Source organism: Actinosynnema sp. NPDC002837 (genome assembly GCF_040295345.1).
GTDB lineage: Bacteria > Actinomycetota > Actinomycetes > Mycobacteriales > Pseudonocardiaceae > Actinosynnema.
Genome location: NZ_JBEOVG010000090.1, coordinates 1 through 15,451, shown reverse-complemented (window position 1 = coordinate 15,451; position 15,451 = coordinate 1). Strand labels below are relative to the sequence as shown.

Below are 15,451 nucleotides of genomic sequence, written 5' to 3'. Positions count from 1 at the left end.
CTGGGAGGTGGAAGGCGGAACCGCCCGCGTTCGAGGCGGGGTTCAGGGCCTCGTTCTAGCCGAAGTAGCGCCAGGCGCGGATGTTCGGGACGTTGTTGAGGTTGCCGGGGTCGCACCACTCCAGGACGAGCGGGTAGTGGTCGCCCGGCACATCGGTTCCCCACGGGACGAGGCATCCACCGAAAGCCCTGTTCCACAGCATCACCCAGCCGTTCTTGCCCCTTGCGTCCCAGCGGCTTTCGACTCCGGTGCAGTCGCCCAGGTCGATCCAGCCCGCGGAACGAGCGACGAGGCAGTTGCCGGACGCGGCGTGTTCCAGCTGGAGGTTGTCCATTCCGCTGGTGTAGTACCAGAGCTGGTTGTCGACGTCTCCGTGGCCGCACCGGTGGAGGTAGGGTTCGGCCCCGTCACCGTCGAGGCACCAGCCGGGGTTTCCGACGTTCTCGTAGTGCGTGTACCCGGAGGCGGCGGACGCCGGCGTGAGGCCTGCTGTCGTCGTCAGCGCTGCGGCCAGGACCGCGGTGACCACCAGCCGCCCGAGTTTTCCGATTCGCGACATTCTGATCATCCGCTTCTCCGTTCCTCCAGCGGCGACGGGTCGGCGCGTCCGCCCGGTCAGCTCCCCCACAAGTGCATCGGGCCAGGTTTCCAGCCTGACTTTGGGTGTGGAAGTGGTGACTGGGCGTGCCACCCTGACAGCTCAGTCGCTGGTCGGGGCCGTGTGGGTGACGTCGGTCGGGTCCGGGTGGGGCCGTCGTGCTCGGGAACGCGCTGCGGGGTAGTCCGTGCGGGTGACTTGGGTGAGTCGATGTTCGCACAGGTGTACGCAGGGGTTATGAGGGCTGTGTGGCGTGGTTCGGTGTCGTTCGGGTTGGTGGTGTTCCCGGTGCGGTTGTTCGGGGCGACGCGGGAGCGTGGTGTGCGGTTCCACGAGGTGCACCGGCTGGACGGTGGGCGGGTGCGGCATCGGCGGGTGTGTTCGGTGTGCGGTGCGGGGGTGGAGTTGTCGGAGGTGGCGAAGGGGTTCGTGTTGCCGGATGGTCGGTTGGTGATGGTGGAGGCGGAGGATCTGGCGGGGTTGTCGGCGGGGGTGGAGCCGACGATCGAGGTGGTGCAGTTCGTGGGTGTGGACGAGGTGGATCCGGTGTTGTGGGGTCGGTCGTACTTCGTGGAGCCGGAGCGGGTGGCGGTGGGGTCGTACGTGGTGTTGCGGGATGTGTTGGTGCGGTTGTCGCGGGTGGCGGTGGTGCGGGCGGGGTTGAGGGGTCGGGAGGTGTTGGGGGTGGTGCGGCCTCGGGGTGGGGGTTTGGTGTTGCAGACGTTGGTGTGGCCGGGTCAGGTGCGGGAGCCGGGTTCCGATTTCTCGGGTGTGGTGTCGGGTGGTGCGGAGTTGGCGGTGGCGGAGGCGTTGGTGGAGTCGATGACGGCGCCGTTCGACGGGTCGGTGTTCTCCGACGGGTACGGGGAGCGGTTGGAGGGGTTGATCGAGGCGAAGTCGGCGGGTGCGGCGGAGGTGCCGGTGGCGCGGGGGCCGGAGGAGACGGGTGGTGGGGTGGATCTGTTGGGTGCGTTGCGGCGGAGCGTGGAGCGGGTGCGGTCGGGGCGGTCGCGGCGTGAGGGTGGTTGAGGGTTGCGGTGTCGGGCGGCGGGCCCGGTGTTTGTTAGCCCGTTCGAGTGACGCCCTGGTGCGGATCGCGCCGTTCGCGGGTAGTCACGTGGCATGAGGTCCGTGTGGCGTGGGGCGATTTCGTTCGGGTTGGTGACGATCGGTGTCCGGTTGTACACGGCCACGGAGGAGCACGACGTCCGGTTCCACCAGGTGCACCGTGAGGACGGTGGGCGGATCCGGTACAAGCGGGTGTGCCAGGTGTGCGGTGAGGAGGTCCCCTACGCCGACATCGCGAAGGGGTACGAGCTGGACGACGGCCGGGTCGTGGTGATGGACGCGGAGGACTTCGACAAGTTGCCGGTGAACACCGATCGGGCGATCGAGGTGCTGGAGTTCGTGCCGGTGGAGGAAGTGGATCCGATCTACTTCCAGAAGTCGTACTACCTGGAGCCGGACAAGGCGGCGACGCGTCCTTACGTGTTGTTGCGGACGGCTTTGGAGCGCAGTGGGCAGCTCGCGGTGGTGAAGATCGCGATTCGTCAGCGGGAGACGTTGGCGTTGTTGCGGGCGCGGGACGACTTGTTGGTGATGCACACGATGTTGTGGCCGGACGAGGTGCGGAAGCCGGATTTCGAGTTCCTGGACGCGGACGTGGAGGTGCGGCCGCAGGAGTTGAAGATGGCGTCGTCGTTGGTGGAGAGCATGGCGGGGTCGTTCGATCCGGGTGAGTTCTCGGACGACTACACGGTGGCGATGCAGAAGGTGATCGAGGCGAAGGCGGAGGGTGCGGAGTTGCCGGAGCGGCCGGAGGTGGAGGAGGCCGGTGAGGTGATCGACCTGATGACGGCGTTGGAGCGGAGTGTGGAGCAGGCGAAGTCGGCGCGGGGTGGGCGGTCGGCGGCGCGGAAGCCGGCGGCGAAGAAGTCCGCGTCGGGTTCGGGCTCGGGGTCGTCGCGGAAGGCTCCGGCGAAGAAGAAGGCGAAGCCCGCCTGAGGGCGTGGCGGCGGGGATGGGTGGGGATCTTTCGGAGTACCGGCGCAAGCGGGATCCGGGGCGGACGCCGGAGCCTGTGCCCGGTGACGATCCGGTGGTGCCGCGTGGTGGTGACGACACGTTCGTGATCCAGGAGCACCACGCGTCGCGGTTGCACTGGGACGTGCGGTTGGAGCGGGGCGGGGTGTTGGTGTCGTGGGCGGTGCCGAAGGGGTTGCCGCCGGAGCCGGGGACGATCCGGTTGGCGGTGCGGACCGAGGATCACCCGTTGGAGTACGCGTCGTTCTCGGGGGTGATCCCGAAGGGCGAGTACGGCGCGGGTGAGATGGTGATCTGGGACCGGGGTCGGTACGAGACGGTGAAGTGGTCCGACCGCGAGGTGGACGTGGTGTTGCACGGTTCGCGGGTGGAGGGCGAGTTCGTGTTCTTCCGCCGTGGGTCGACCGGCGGGGCGGGCAAGGACTGGATGGTGCGGCGGCGGCACGGGGCGGTGCGTGCGGACTGGGTGCCGTTGCCGGAGTCGTTGTCGCCCATGTTGGCGACGCCCGCGGCGGAGTTGCCGGGGCCGGCGGCGAAGTGGGCGTTCGAGTTCAAGTGGGACGGGGTGCGGGCGATCGCCCGGGTGGAGGGTGGTCGGGTGCGGTTGACGAGCCGGTTGGGCAACGACGTGACGGGGACGTACCCGGAGTTGCAGGGGTTGGGTGCGCAGCTGGGTGTGACGCAGGTGTTGTTGGACGGGGAGATCGTGGCGTTGGAGGGTGGGCGGCCGAGTTTCGGGGCGTTGCAGCAGCGGATGCACGCCTCGGCGGCGCAGGCGCGGCGGTTGGTGGCGGGGACGCCGGTGACGTTCCTGGTGTTCGACGTGTTGCACCTGGACGGCTCCCCCACGGTGGAGCTGCCGTACGCGCGGCGGCGTGAGCTGTTGGAGGGGTTGGGGTTGACGGGTGCTCATTGGTTGACGCCGAAGGCGTTCCCGGGTCAGGGGGCGGCGGTGTTGGCGGCGAGCCGGGAGCAGGGGTTGGAGGGGGTGGTGGCGAAGCGGCTGGATTCGCGGTACGTGCCGGGTCGGCGTTCGCCGCAGTGGGTGAAGGTGACGGCGGTGGCGACGCAGGAGGTGGTGATCGGGGGGTGGCGGCCGGGTGAGGGCAAGCGCAAGGGGGTGGTGGGTTCGTTGTTGCTCGGGATCCCGGACGGTGAGGGCGGGTTGGTGTTCGCGGGGTCGGTGGGCACGGGGTTCGACCAGGCGGAGTTGGAGCGGTTGACGGCCCGGTTGTCGGAGTCGGGGGTGGCGGGGTCGCCGTTCACGTCGGAGGTGCCGCGGGAGCGGGCGCGGGGTGCGCGGTGGGTGCGTCCGGAGTTGGTGGGCGAGGTGGCGTACCGGCAGTGGACGGCGGACGGCCGGTTGCGGTTCCCGACGTGGCGGGGGTTGCGGCCGGATCGGGCGCCCGGGGAGGTGCGGCGTGGTGACGGGTGAGGCGTTGGTGCGGGTGGAGGGTCGTCGGTTGAAGCTGACGAACCTGGACAAGGTGCTGTACCCGGAGGTGGGGTTCACCAAGGCTGAGGTGATCGACTACTACACGCGGATCGCGCCGGTGTTGTTGCCGCACGTGGCTGGTCGGCCGATGACGGTGCGGCGGTACCCGAACGGGGTGGACGGGAAGTCGTTCTTCGAGAAGAACGTGCCGTCGCACGCGCCGGAGTGGGTGCGGACGGTGCGGGTGGAGACGCCGGGGTCGTCGCGGGGCGCGGAGTACGCGGACTTCGTGGTGGTGGACGACCTGGCGACGGTGGTGTGGTTGGCGAACCTGGCGGCGTTGGAGTTGCACGTGCCGCAGTGGACGGTGGGAGCGCGGGGTGGGCGGCACTCCCCCGACCTGCTGGTGTTCGACCTGGATCCGGGTGAGCCGGCGACGGTGGTGGAGTGCTGCCGGGTGGCGTGCCGGGTGCGGGAGGTGTTGGAGGGCGACGGGTTGGCGCCGGTGGTGAAGACGTCGGGGTCGAAGGGGTTGCAGGTGTACGCGGCGGTGTCGGTGTCGTCGGCGGAGCGGACGTCGGAGTACGCGAAGGGGGTGGCGCAGCGGTTGGCGGGCGAGTGGCCGGAGGAGGTGGTGTGGCGGATGGCGAAGGCGCAGCGGACGGGGAAGGTGTTGATCGACTGGTCGCAGAACAACCCGGCGAAGACGACGGTGGCGCCGTACTCGTTGCGCGCCCGGTCGCGGCCGTCGGTGTCGGCGCCGGTGTCGTGGGACGAGGTGGAGGCGTGCCGGGTGGTGGAGGACCTGGTGTTCCTGGCCGACGAGGTGCGGGAGCGGGTGGACGCGGGGGGTGACCTGTTCGTGGCGGGCGAGCCGTCGCCTCTGCCACGGTGACCGGGTTGTCGTGGTCGGCTGATCGGGAGGAGGGGTTGGTCGTGGGGTCGTCGGAGGAGCGGATCAGGGCGGCGCACGTGGGTGCGGCGCCGAGGTTGGCGGGCCGGGTGGTGTTGGTGGAGCACGATCCGGCGTGGGCGGGGCTGTACGAGCGTGAGGCGGCGCGGATCCGGGGCGCGTTGGGTGACCTGGTGCTGGGGTTGGAGCACGTGGGGTCGACGTCGGTGCCGGGGTTGGCGGCGAAGCCGATCGTGGACGTGGTGCTGGCGGTGGCGGATTCGGCGGATGAGCCGTCGTACGTGCCGGCGTTGGAGGCGGCGGGGTACGTGCTGCGGATCCGGGAGCCGGAGTGGTTCGAGCACCGGATGTTCAAGGGACCGGACACGGACGTGAACCTGCACGTGTTCACGGCGGGTGAGCCGGAGGTGGCGCGGATGGTGGCGTTCCGGGACCGGTTGCGGGTGTCGGAGGCGGACCGGGTGTTGTACGAGCGGACTAAGCGGGAGCTCGCGGCGCGGGAGTGGACGTACCTGCAGCAGTACGCGGACGCGAAGGCGGGGGTGGTGGCCGACATCCTGGGCCGCGCCTGACCGCCGCTCCCCCGGTCCGGTGGCGGGGTTCCGGTCCGGTGCGGGTTCGGGGTGCGGGAGGATTCGCGGGTGCGGTTCGGGGTGTTGGGTCCGATGGTGGTGCGGCGTGCGGACGGGACGGAGGTCCGGGTCGGTGGGCCGCGGTTGCGGGCGTTGTTGGCGGTGTTGCTGGTGGACGCGGGCCGGGTGGTGGGTGTCGACCGGGTGAGCGAGGCCCTGTACGGGCCGTGTCCGCCGGCGGGGGCGGGCAACGCGATCCAGTCGCAGGTGTCGCGGCTGCGGTCGGTGCTCGACGTGGAGGTGGAGCGGTCGGCGGCCGGGTACCGGCTGGTGGTGGATCCGGGCGAGGTGGACGCGCTGCGGTTCGAGGACCTGGTGGCGCGGGGGTTGCCGGGTGAGGCGCTGGCGTTGTGGCGTGGTCCGGCGTTGCGGGACGTGGGTGACGCGCCGTTCGCGGCGGTGTGCGCGGCGCGGTGGGAGGAGCTGCGGCTGCGGGCGGTGGAGGACCACGAGGGCGTGTCGGTGGGGTTGGTGCGGGAGTTGGTGGCGGCGCACCCGACGCGGGAGCGGTTGGTGGCGCGGTTGGTGCGGGTGCTGCACCGGGAGGGGCGGCAGGCGGAGGCGTTGGGGGTGTTCGAGCGGACGCGCCGGTTGTTGGCCGAGGAGTTGGGCGCGGACCCCTCCCCCGGGCTGGTGGCGGCGCACGGCGAGGTGCTGCGGGGTGAGGGGCCGGTGGCGCGGCGGGTGCTGCCGGCGCAGTTGACGAGTTTCGTGGGCCGTGAGGAGGAGGTGCGGCTGGTCGGGGCGGCGTTGGGGTCGTCGCGGTTGGTGACGTTGACCGGTCCGGGTGGTGCGGGCAAGACGCGGTTGGCGGTGGAGGCGGCGGCCCGGGAGCCGGGTGAGGTGTTCTTCGTGGACCTGGCGCCGTTGGCGGTGGGCGGGGACGTGCCGCGGGCGGTGGTGTCGGCGTTGGGGCTGCGGGAGGACGGGATGCGGCCGGTGACGGCGCCGGTGGAGCGGTTGGTGGCGGCGTTGCGGGACCGGCCGGTGCTGGTGGTGTTGGACAACTGCGAGCACGTGGTGGACGACGCGGCGGCGTTGGCGGCGGGGTTGTTGGCGCGGTGCGCGGGGTTGCGGGTGTTGGCGACGTCGCGGGAGGCGTTGGGGGTGACCGGGGAGGTGGTGCGGCCGGTGCCGCCGTTGGAGTCGGGCGGGGCGGGGTCGGCGGCGGTGCGGTTGTTCGCGGATCGGGCGGTGGCGGTGAACCCGTCGTTCCGGCTGGACCCGGGGACGGCGGAGCTGGTGGTCCGGATCTGCCGGGCGTTGGACGGGTTGCCGTTGGCGATCGAGCTGGCGGCGGCGCGGGTGCGGTCGTTGCCGGTGGCGGAGGTCGCGGCGCGGTTGGGTGACCGGTTCCGGTTGTTGTCGCGGGGCAGTCGGGCGGCGGTGGCGCGGCATCGGACGCTGCACGCGGTGGTGGAGTGGAGTTGGGGGTTGCTGGACGACGAGGAGCGGGTGGTGGCGCGGCGGTTGACGGTGTTCCGGGGCGGGGCGACGTTGGGCGCCGCGGCGGCGGTGTGCGGGGTGGCGGGCGTGGACGAGGTGTTGCCGTCGTTGGCGGACAAGTCGTTGGTGGAGGTGTCCGGGGACCGGTATCGGATGTCGGAGACGATCCGGGCGTTCTGCGCGGCCCGGTTGGCGGAGTCGGGTGAGGAGCCGGGGCTGTTGCGGGCGCACGCGGAGCACTTCGCGGGGGTGGCGGCCGAGGCGGCGCCGCACCTGTACGGGGCGGCGCAGTTGGTGTGGTTGGGGCGGTTGGCGGCGGAGCACGAGAACCTGACGGCGGCGGTGCGGTGGGCGGCGGCGTGCGATCACGGGCTGGCGTTGCGGTTGGCGGCGGACCTGGGGTGGCCGTGGTGGTTGCGGGGGTTGCGCGCGGAGGGCGCGTCGTTGGCGGCGGAGGTGGTGCGGGCGGTGGGGCCGACGCCGCCGCCCGGGTTGGCCGAGGAGTACCTGTTGTGCCTGGTGAACGCGTCGTCGACGGGTGCGGCGGGGTTGCCGGGGTCGCCGTCGCCGCGGGATCCGTCGCCGGCGGGGCTGCCCGGTCCGCCGGCGCGGCCGTACCTGACGGTGTTGTGGGGCATGGCGCACGGGGTGCCGAAGCTGGACCTGGCGGAGATGGAGGCGTTGCGGGACCGGCTGCTGGGGTCGGATCCGTGGAGTCGGGCGTTGGGCCGGTTGGGGTCGGGGATGGGGCTGCAGTACTCGGGGCGGCTGCGGGAGGCGTGGGAGGAGCACGCGGCGGCGTTGGCGGGGTTCCGGGCGGTGGGTGAGCGGTGGGGCATGGCGCTGGCGTTGGCGCAGCTGGCCGAGTTGGCGCGGGCGGGTGGCCGGTTGGCGGAGGCGATGGGGTTCCTGGACGAGGCGTTGGCGTTGTCGCGGTCGTTCGGGGCGACCGAGCACACGGCGAGCCTGCTGTGCCGCCGGTCGGAGTGGGCGTGTCAGTCCGGTGACCTGGACGGCGCGGTGGCCGACGTGGAGGAGGCGGCGGTGCTGGCGCGCTCGCAGGGCACGGTGGAGACGTTGGCGCAGGCGTGGCTGGGTGCGGCGGAGGTGGCACGGCGTCGCGGTGACCTGGAGGGTGCGCGGCGGTGGTGCGAGGAGGCGTTGCGGGTGTGCCCGCGGGGCTGGTTCGGGCCGGAGGAGGTGCGGGCGTCGATCCTGGTCGCGGTGGGCCGGGTGGAGTCGGCGTGCGGTGACCGCGAGGCGGCGGTGCGGGCGTGGGCGTCGGCGGCGGTGTCGGCGCGGGAGTGGGGCAACCAGGTGGTGTTGGCGCGGGTGGTGGAGGCGCACGCGGCGTCGGCGGTGGCCGACGGCGACGGGGTGCGGGCGGCGCTGCTGGCGGGGGTGGCGCGGGGGTTGCGCGGCGAGGTGGCGGTGGTGGACCCGGAGGTGCTCGCGATGGAGGCGGCGGCGCGGGCCCTGGTCGGTGACGGGGTGTTCGCGGAGGTGTCGGCGCGGGGCGCCGGGTCGGGGCCGGACGAGGTGGCCGCCCTGCTCGACGCGTGACGTCGCCCCGACCGGCCCGGGCTGGTCGGGGCGGGGAAAGTCGGGCAGGCCCGGGGCGTGGCGGGTGGTGCCCGTCGGGTGTGGCGGGGCGTGCGGTCGGGCGTCGTCTCCTAGGCTGGTGGGCATGCCGAGAATCGCCACCGCCGACTCCGTGTCCCGTGACGAGTTGGTCGCGTTCCTGCGGCCACGCCACCGCGCCCTGCTGGTCACCGCGCGCGCCGACGGGCGTCCGCAGGTGTCGCCGGTGACGTGCGGGGTGGACGAGGAGGGGCGGGTGGTGGTGTCGACGTATCCGCAGCGGGCGAAGTCGCGCAACGCCCGGCGGGACGAGCGGGTCACGGTGTGCGTGCTGTCCGACGACTGGGACGGCCCCTACGTCCAGGTGGACGGTCGGGCCGAGGTGCTGGACCTGCCGGAGGCGTTGGAGCCGCTGGTGGACTACTACCGGTGCATCGCGGGCGAGCACCCGGACTGGGACGAGTACCGGGACGCGATGCGCCGGCAGGGCAAGTCGCTGATCCGCGTCACGATCGACCGGTGGGGTCCGATCGCGACCGGCGGGTTCCCGCCCGACCTGGCCGGCTGACCACTCCCCTCCGCGCCACTCCCCCACGCACCGCTCGTCTTTGCGCCGCTCCCCCCGGCGAGCCCGATCACCGCGAGCCGGACCCGGTTGCCGAGCGCCGGGCCTCCACGCCCCGATCACTGAGTGCCGGGACGACTGGGCGCCCGGATCCCCATGTGTCCGGATCCCCGGGTCACCGCAGGGGGCGGGCCCGCCACACCACGGCGAGCGCGGGGTCCCCGCCGGGGCCCGGTTCGACCCGCTGCACGGTGAAGCCCTCGCGCTCGTAGAACGCGGCCGCGCGTGCGTTGGCCGCGTAGTGCTCGATCCACAACCGGTCGGCGTCGGCGGGCAGCCGTCGGGTCAGCGCGTCGAGCAGCGCGGGCCCCAGGCCGTGGCCGCGGTGGCCGGGGTGGACGTAGAGCTTGTAGACGACGTGGTCGGCGCCCAGGCGGCCGCGCTGCCCGACGCCGACCAGCTGTCCGTCGATCTCGGCGACGACGAGCAGCCCGTCGGCCGCGGCGGCGGCGAGCCGCGCCTCGTCCCACCACCGGCGGACCTGGTCGGCGGCGGCCTCGGCGCCGATCAGCGGGGTGTAGTGGGCGGGGACGTGCTCCTCGCCGAACCGGCGGACGGCGGCGGCGTCGTCGGGCCCGGCGTCCCGCACGACCGGCCCGGTCCCCGCGTGCTCCTCGCCCATCGCGGTCCTCAGGCGTGGGCCTGGTGGGCGACGCTCCAGGCGCCGCCCCAGCCGGCCGGGTTCTCCAGCAGCGCGAACACCGTGCCGGCGGGGTCGGCGACGGCCGCGACGACACCGGTGGGGACCTCGCGGGGGCCGACGAGGACGGCGCCGCCCATGTCGGTGGCCTCGGCGAGGGCGGCGGCGACGTCGGGGACGGCGAAGTAGCAGGTCCAGCCGCCCTGGGCGGTGAGGCGGCCGGCGACGGGGCGGCGGTCGTCGGCGACGGCGGCGTCGTAGAGGGTGAACTCGCCGTCGGGGTCGCGGACCTGCCAGCCCAGGGCGCCGGCCCAGTGGTCGTCGTCGGCGGCGTCGCCCATGAGTTCCACCCAGCACGGTTCGCCGGGGCGTGGTTGCGGCGCCCACGGGCCGTGCAGGACGCGGCCGGAGTCGACGGCGGCGCCGACGCCCAGGTCACGGGGTGGGGTGCCGGCGAACACGACGCGCCAGGCTGGGTCGCCGGGGTGCACGCGGGCGGCCAGGCGGTCGCCGACCCAGCCGGTGAACGCGCCGTCGGGTTCGGCGATGAGCACCCAGCCGAGCAGGTGGGCGTAGAACTCGGCGATCGGTTCGGGGCGGGTGGTGCTCAGCTCGACGCGGCGGACACCGCGTGCGGGGCTGTCGGGGGTACCGGGCACGGCGGTGGCTTCCCATCGGGGGGCGGGGCGGCGGTGATCAGGAACGCGCCCCATCCTCCGCACCGGCCATGCGTGGCGACAATGCTCCGTTCGGCGGCTGCGACTGGGCCGAGAGGACCTGGTCGAGCGGCTGGGGGCGGCCGAGGTGGAAGCCCTGGCCGCTCTGCACGCCCAGCCGGACGAGGGCGTCGACCTGGGCGGGGCGCTCGACCCACTCGGCGACGGCGGTCAGGCCCAGGCCCTGGGCGATCTGCACGATCCCGGCGACGAGCACGGCGTCGGTGGAGCGTTCGTCGATGCCGCGCACGAACTCGCCGTCGATCTTGATGCCGGTGATGGGCAGGTGCTTGAGGTGGACGAACGAGCCGAACCCGGAGCCGAAGTCGTCGAGGATGATGCGGCAGCCGAACGCGCGCAGCTGCAGCGACAGGGCGCGGGCGGCGTCGAGGTTGGTCACCGCGGCGGTCTCGGTGATCTCCAGGCCCAGCCGGCCGGGCGCGACGCCCGCGGTGGCGAGCCGGTCGAGCACGAACCCGCCGAAGTCCTCGTCCTCCAGGGTGCGGCCGGAGATGTTGACGTTGAACCGCAGCCGCGGGTCGGGGTGGCCGACGAGGGCGTCGATCGCGGTGGACAGCACCCACCGGTCGATGTCCAGCACGAGGTCGGAGCGTTCGGCCTCGGGCAGGAACTCCGCCGGCCCCAGGTAGGGGTCCTGGCCGTCCTCCAGCCGCAGCAGCAGCTCGTGGCCGAGGGTGGTGCCGGTGGCCAGCTGCACCATGGGCATGGCGTGCAGGGCCAGGCCGCCGCCGTCGAGCGCGGCGCGCAGCCGGTCCAGCACGGAGACGCGTTTCGCGGTGTCGGCGTAGTGGCCGGGCTCGTAGACGGTGACGCGGTTGCGGCCGGCGGCCTTGGAGGCGTAGAGGGCGAGGTCGGCGTTGGCGAGGACGAGCTCCCACGTGTCGCCGGGCCCGTACTCGGCGACGCCGGTGGACACGGTGATGCTGCGGGCGGCGCCGACGAGCGGCAACGCCGCTACGGCATCGCGCAACCCCTCGGCGACCCGGGCGGCGTCGGCGGGGGTCGCGCCGGGCAGCACGACGGCGAACTCGTCGCCGCCGAGCCGGCCGATCAGCTGCGACGGCGACAGCCGTGACCGCAGCGTCGAGGCCAGCGCTTTCATCAGCCGGTCGCCGACGGCGTGGCCGCGCAGGTCGTTGACGTCCTTGAAGTTGTCCAGGTCCAGCAGCAGCATCGCGCCGGGGCCGCCGCCGGCGAGCTGCCGCTCCAGCTCGCGGGTGACCGCGCGCCGGTTCGCCAGCCCGGTGAGCGGGTCCTGCTCGGCCAGCGCCAGCAGCTCGTCGTGCACGCGGCGGGCTCGGGTGATGTCGTGGGCGGTGCCCAGCACCCGCAGCGGCGAGCCGTCCTCGTCGGTGACGACCTCGCCGAAGCACTCGAACCACCGCTCGGTGCGGTCCCGGCCCAGCAGCATGCGGTGGGTGTAGGAGAACCCGGCGCCCGACCGCATGGCCTCCTCGAGGGTGGCCTGGATCATCGACAGGTCCTCGGGGTGCACCACGGCGGCGTAGCCGTCGAAGTCCAGCTCGGTGTCGGGGCCGAACCCGAACATCTCCAGCAGCGTGTCCGACCACACCACGCGGTCCTCGGCGATGTGCCACTCCCACGTGCCCATGCGGCCCAGCACCTGCGCGCGGCGCAGCGCGTCGGCCTCGTGGGTGGCCTCGAGCTCCCGGTCGCGCCACGCGGTGACGTCCACCACCCGGTACAGCAGCCGATCCTCGGCGTCGGACCCGGTGGCGGCGTCGGGGAGGGTCTGGCAGGTGACCTCCAGCCAGCGGTGCCCCTTGCGGTAGGCGCTGGGGGTGAGCAGCGCCAGCCCGGCCCGGGGCCGTTCGGGCGCGCCGGGCAGCAGCGCGGGCAGCGACCGGCCGACCACGTGGTCCACCGGCACGCCCAGGATCTCCGCCAGCGCGGGGTTCACCCAGGCCAGCGTGCCGTTCGCGTCCGTCACACCGAAACCGACGTCGGCCCGGTCGAGCACCTCGCGGTGCAACGCGCCGTTGCCGTTCACGCGCTCCTCCTCGCCCACCCGCGGGCCATGATGGTCGAGACCACGCGCGGGGGGCAAGCCGACGACCTTCAGCGCAACCGCTCCAGACCACGCGCGGTGTCCACCAGTTCCCCCGCCAACCGCCGCAGCTCGGTGCCGTCGGCGCCGTCCGCGGCGGCGGTGGCGACGTCCTCCGCGGCGCACCGCAGCTGGAACAGCCGGTCCTGCAGGTCGGCCAGCTCCCCCGCGGACAGCACCACGGCGTCCTCGGGCAGCCCGCCCCGCTGCACGGCGGCGCGGCGTTCGTAGGCGCGCTGCCGGCACGGCTGCGCGCAGTACCGGCGCGGCCGCCCGATCCGGCCGCTGTCGGGCAGACGGCGTCCGCACCAGGCGCAGTGCCTGGCTTCCTCACGGCGTGCCGCGACGGGCTCGGTCACCAGCTCCATGGCGGGCGACGGTATCCGGCTACCCACCGGTCACCGCCGCGCCACGCCGCCAGGGCAGACTCCGGGTGTGACCGCGAAGCACCCGTACCTGTCCGGACCGCACCCCCGCGCGTTCGCGCACCGGGGCTGGCACCTCGACGAGCTGTCGGGGATGGAGAACTCGCTGGCCGCGTTCCGCCGCGCGCACCAGGAGGGCTACCGGTACCTGGAGACCGACGTGCACGCCACCTCCGACGGGGTGGTGGTGGTCCACCACGACGCGACCCTGGACCGCACCACGGACGCGACCGGGCCGGTGGCCGCGCAGCCGTGGTCGGCGGTGCGGCGCGCCAACGTGGGCGGGCGCGAGCCGATCACCAGGCTGGAGGACCTGCTGGAGGACCTGCCGCAGGCGTGGGTGAACATCGACGTCAAGGCGGACTCCGCGGTGGTTCCGGTGCTGGAGGTGCTGCGCCGCACCGGCTCGCTGCACCGGGTGTGCCTGGCGTCGTTCTCGGAGAAGCGGCTGGCCCGGTTGCGGCGCCTGGGCGGTCCGGGGTTGCTGACGTCGATGGGGCCGCGGTCGGCGGGCGCGCTGTGGGCGGCCGGGCGGATGCCGCTGGTGGGGCTGCCGGTGCGGGGCATGGTCGCGCAGGTGCCGGTGAACCAGGGCCGGCTGGTGGTGGTGGACGGCCGGTTCGTGGCCGCCGCGCACCGCCGCGGCCTGGAGGTGCACGTGTGGACCGTCGACGACGAGCCGGAGATGCGGCGGCTGCTGGACCTGGGCGTGGACGGGCTGGTCACCGACCGGCCCGACCGGCTGCGCGACGTGCTGGTCGACCGGCGGGCCTGGGCGGGCGGCTGACCCGCCGCGTGGCGGGCGGGCGGACGGTTGGCAACAGCTTGGTGGTGATCACCACCAGTGGATGGCGGGCGATATACAGTCCGCCCCCATGAGCGTGGCCGACAGCACCGCACCCGCCGTGGACCGCAAGCGGGAACAGCGCGGGTGGACCTGGTACGACTGGGCGAACTCGGTGTTCCCCACCTCGGTGGTCACCGTGTTCCTCTCCGGCTACCTCACCGCGGTGGCCAAGGAGGCCGCGGTCGCCGACACCGCCCGCAACGGCCCGAACCCGTGCGCGGACGGGTCGCTCAAGCAGTGCGACATCTCCCTGTTCGGCGCCTACTTCCCCGCCGGGTCGCTGTGGGGCTACCTGCTGTCCATCGCCACCCTCGTGCAGGTCGTGGTGCTGCCGGTGATGGGCGCGATCGCCGACCGCACCCAGAACAAGCGCCGCATGCTCGGCGGGTTGGCGTTCACCGGCTCCGTCGCCACCGTCGCGCTGGCCGCGGTCGGCGGCGACGACTGGCACCTCGGCGTCGTGCTGTTCGTCCTGGGCAACATCTGCTACGGCGCGTCGGTCGTCGTGTACTACGCGTTCCTGCCGGAGATCGCGACCCCCGACGAGCGCGACGCGGTGTCCACCCGCGGCTGGGCGTTCGGCTACCTCGGCGGCGGGTTGGCGTTGGCGGTGCAGCTGGCGCTGTTCATCGGCCACGACGCGATCGGGTTGAGCGAGGGCGCGGCGGTGCGGGTCGGGTTCGTGTTCTCCGGCCTGTGGTGGGCGGGGTTCACGCTCATCCCGCTGGCGCGGCTCAAGCGGCACCAGCCGCCCCACGGCTCGGAGTCGGGCGCGTCGGTGATCACCGCCGGGTTCGCCGAGCTGCGCCAGACGATCCGGCAGGCCCGGCTGTTCCCGTTGACGCTGGCGTTCCTGGGCACCTACCTCATCTACACCGACGGCATCGCCACCGTCGCGAACGTGTCGGCCCAGTACGGGCGCGACGAGCTGCTGCTGGACGAGACGGTGCTGATCACCACGATCCTGATCGTGCAGTTCGTCGCGTTCCTGGGCGGCATGCTGCACGGGCGGGTGGCGAAGTCGTGGGGCGCGAAGCGCACCATCATGGTCAGCCTGTGCGTGTGGATCGTGGTGGTCGGGGCGGCGTTCTTCGTGCAGGCCGGGCAGCAGGTGCAGTTCTACGGGCTCGCGGTGGGCATCGGGCTGGTGCTGGGCGGCACGAACGCGTTGTCGCGGTCGCTGTTCAGCCAGATGATCCCGCCCGGCCGCGAGGCCCAGTACTTCTCGCTCTACGAGGTCGGCGAGCGGTCCACGTCGTGGCTGGGGCCGATGGTGTTCGCCGGTGTCGGCCAGGCCACCGGGTCGTTCCGGCTGGCGATCATCTCGCTGGTGATCTTCTTCGTGGCCGGGTTCGTGCTCATGATCTTCGTGCCGGTGCGCAAGGCGATCGCCGCGTCCGGCAACCCGGTGCCCGCCAAGGTGTGACCCGCCGTGCCCGCCCCGGGTCGCGCGGACCCGGG

Annotated in this window: 14 protein-coding genes; 9 read left to right on the top strand and 5 right to left on the bottom strand. The window is 73.2% G+C overall.

The window, feature by feature from the left end:
* Positions 1-55: 55 nt before the first annotated feature.
* A complete protein-coding gene (locus ABTZ99_RS36945; RefSeq protein ID WP_499617843.1) occupies positions 56-628 on the bottom strand; it encodes a ricin-type beta-trefoil lectin domain protein in 573 nt (190 codons plus the stop codon).
* Positions 629-835: 207 nt separating this feature from the next.
* Between ABTZ99_RS36945 and ku (ABTZ99_RS36940) the strand changes: the two genes are divergently transcribed.
* The 7 genes from ku (ABTZ99_RS36940) (at position 836) to ABTZ99_RS36910 (ending at position 9,216) form a co-directional block, all read left to right on the top strand.
* On the top strand, positions 836-1,627 hold the full coding sequence (gene ku / locus ABTZ99_RS36940; protein WP_498778588.1) for a non-homologous end joining protein Ku: 792 nt from the start codon (positions 836-838) through the stop codon (positions 1,625-1,627).
* 93 nt (positions 1,628-1,720) lie between these two features.
* Positions 1,721-2,602 (top strand): non-homologous end joining protein Ku, encoded by an 882-nt coding sequence (ku, locus tag ABTZ99_RS36935; protein WP_498778587.1) that lies wholly within the window; start codon positions 1,721-1,723, stop codon positions 2,600-2,602.
* Positions 2,603-2,618: 16 nt separating this feature from the next.
* Entirely contained in the window at positions 2,619-4,076 is a 1,458-nt protein-coding gene (ligD, locus tag ABTZ99_RS36930; protein WP_499617842.1) for a non-homologous end-joining DNA ligase, read from the top strand.
* The gene (gene ligD / locus ABTZ99_RS36925; protein WP_499617853.1) at positions 4,066-4,971 is read left to right on the top strand and encodes a non-homologous end-joining DNA ligase; all 906 of its coding nucleotides are present in this window, start codon (positions 4,066-4,068) and stop codon (positions 4,969-4,971) included. Before ligD (ABTZ99_RS36930) ends, ligD (ABTZ99_RS36925) begins: the two co-directional genes overlap by 11 nt.
* Complete coding sequence (locus ABTZ99_RS36920; RefSeq protein ID WP_499617841.1) at positions 4,968-5,561, top strand: GrpB family protein; 594 nt, start codon at positions 4,968-4,970, stop codon at positions 5,559-5,561. The genes ligD (ABTZ99_RS36925) and ABTZ99_RS36920 overlap by 4 nt, the downstream gene beginning before the upstream one ends.
* Before the next feature lie 69 nt (positions 5,562-5,630).
* On the top strand, positions 5,631-8,630 hold the full coding sequence (locus tag ABTZ99_RS36915) for an ATP-binding protein (protein WP_499617840.1): 3,000 nt from the start codon (positions 5,631-5,633) through the stop codon (positions 8,628-8,630).
* A 124-nt stretch (positions 8,631-8,754) separates the two neighbouring features.
* Entirely contained in the window at positions 8,755-9,216 is a 462-nt protein-coding gene (locus ABTZ99_RS36910) for a PPOX class F420-dependent oxidoreductase (RefSeq protein ID WP_498778583.1), read from the top strand.
* Between the two features lie 172 nt (positions 9,217-9,388).
* On the opposite strand, the gene ABTZ99_RS36905 is transcribed toward ABTZ99_RS36910, so the two are convergent.
* The 4 genes from ABTZ99_RS36905 to ABTZ99_RS36890 form a co-directional block, all read right to left on the bottom strand.
* A complete protein-coding gene (locus tag ABTZ99_RS36905; RefSeq protein ID WP_499617839.1) occupies positions 9,389-9,895 on the bottom strand; it encodes a GNAT family N-acetyltransferase in 507 nt (168 codons plus the stop codon).
* An 8-nt stretch (positions 9,896-9,903) separates the two neighbouring features.
* Positions 9,904-10,572 (bottom strand): VOC family protein, encoded by a 669-nt coding sequence (locus tag ABTZ99_RS36900; RefSeq protein WP_499617838.1) that lies wholly within the window; start codon positions 10,570-10,572, stop codon positions 9,904-9,906.
* A gap of 37 nt (positions 10,573-10,609) precedes the next feature.
* Positions 10,610-12,661 (bottom strand): putative bifunctional diguanylate cyclase/phosphodiesterase, encoded by a 2,052-nt coding sequence (locus tag ABTZ99_RS36895; RefSeq protein ID WP_499617837.1) that lies wholly within the window; start codon positions 12,659-12,661, stop codon positions 10,610-10,612.
* 68 nt (positions 12,662-12,729) lie between these two features.
* On the bottom strand, positions 12,730-13,086 hold the full coding sequence (locus ABTZ99_RS36890) for a hypothetical protein (protein ID WP_498778579.1): 357 nt from the start codon (positions 13,084-13,086) through the stop codon (positions 12,730-12,732).
* Between the two features lie 67 nt (positions 13,087-13,153).
* Between ABTZ99_RS36890 and ABTZ99_RS36885 the strand changes: the two genes are divergently transcribed.
* Positions 13,154-13,930, top strand: a complete 777-nt coding sequence (locus ABTZ99_RS36885; protein ID WP_498778578.1) for a glycerophosphodiester phosphodiesterase family protein — start codon at positions 13,154-13,156, stop codon at positions 13,928-13,930.
* 88 nt (positions 13,931-14,018) lie between these two features.
* On the top strand, positions 14,019-15,416 hold the full coding sequence (locus ABTZ99_RS36880) for an MFS transporter (RefSeq protein WP_498778577.1): 1,398 nt from the start codon (positions 14,019-14,021) through the stop codon (positions 15,414-15,416).
* Positions 15,417-15,451: the final 35 nt, after the last annotated feature.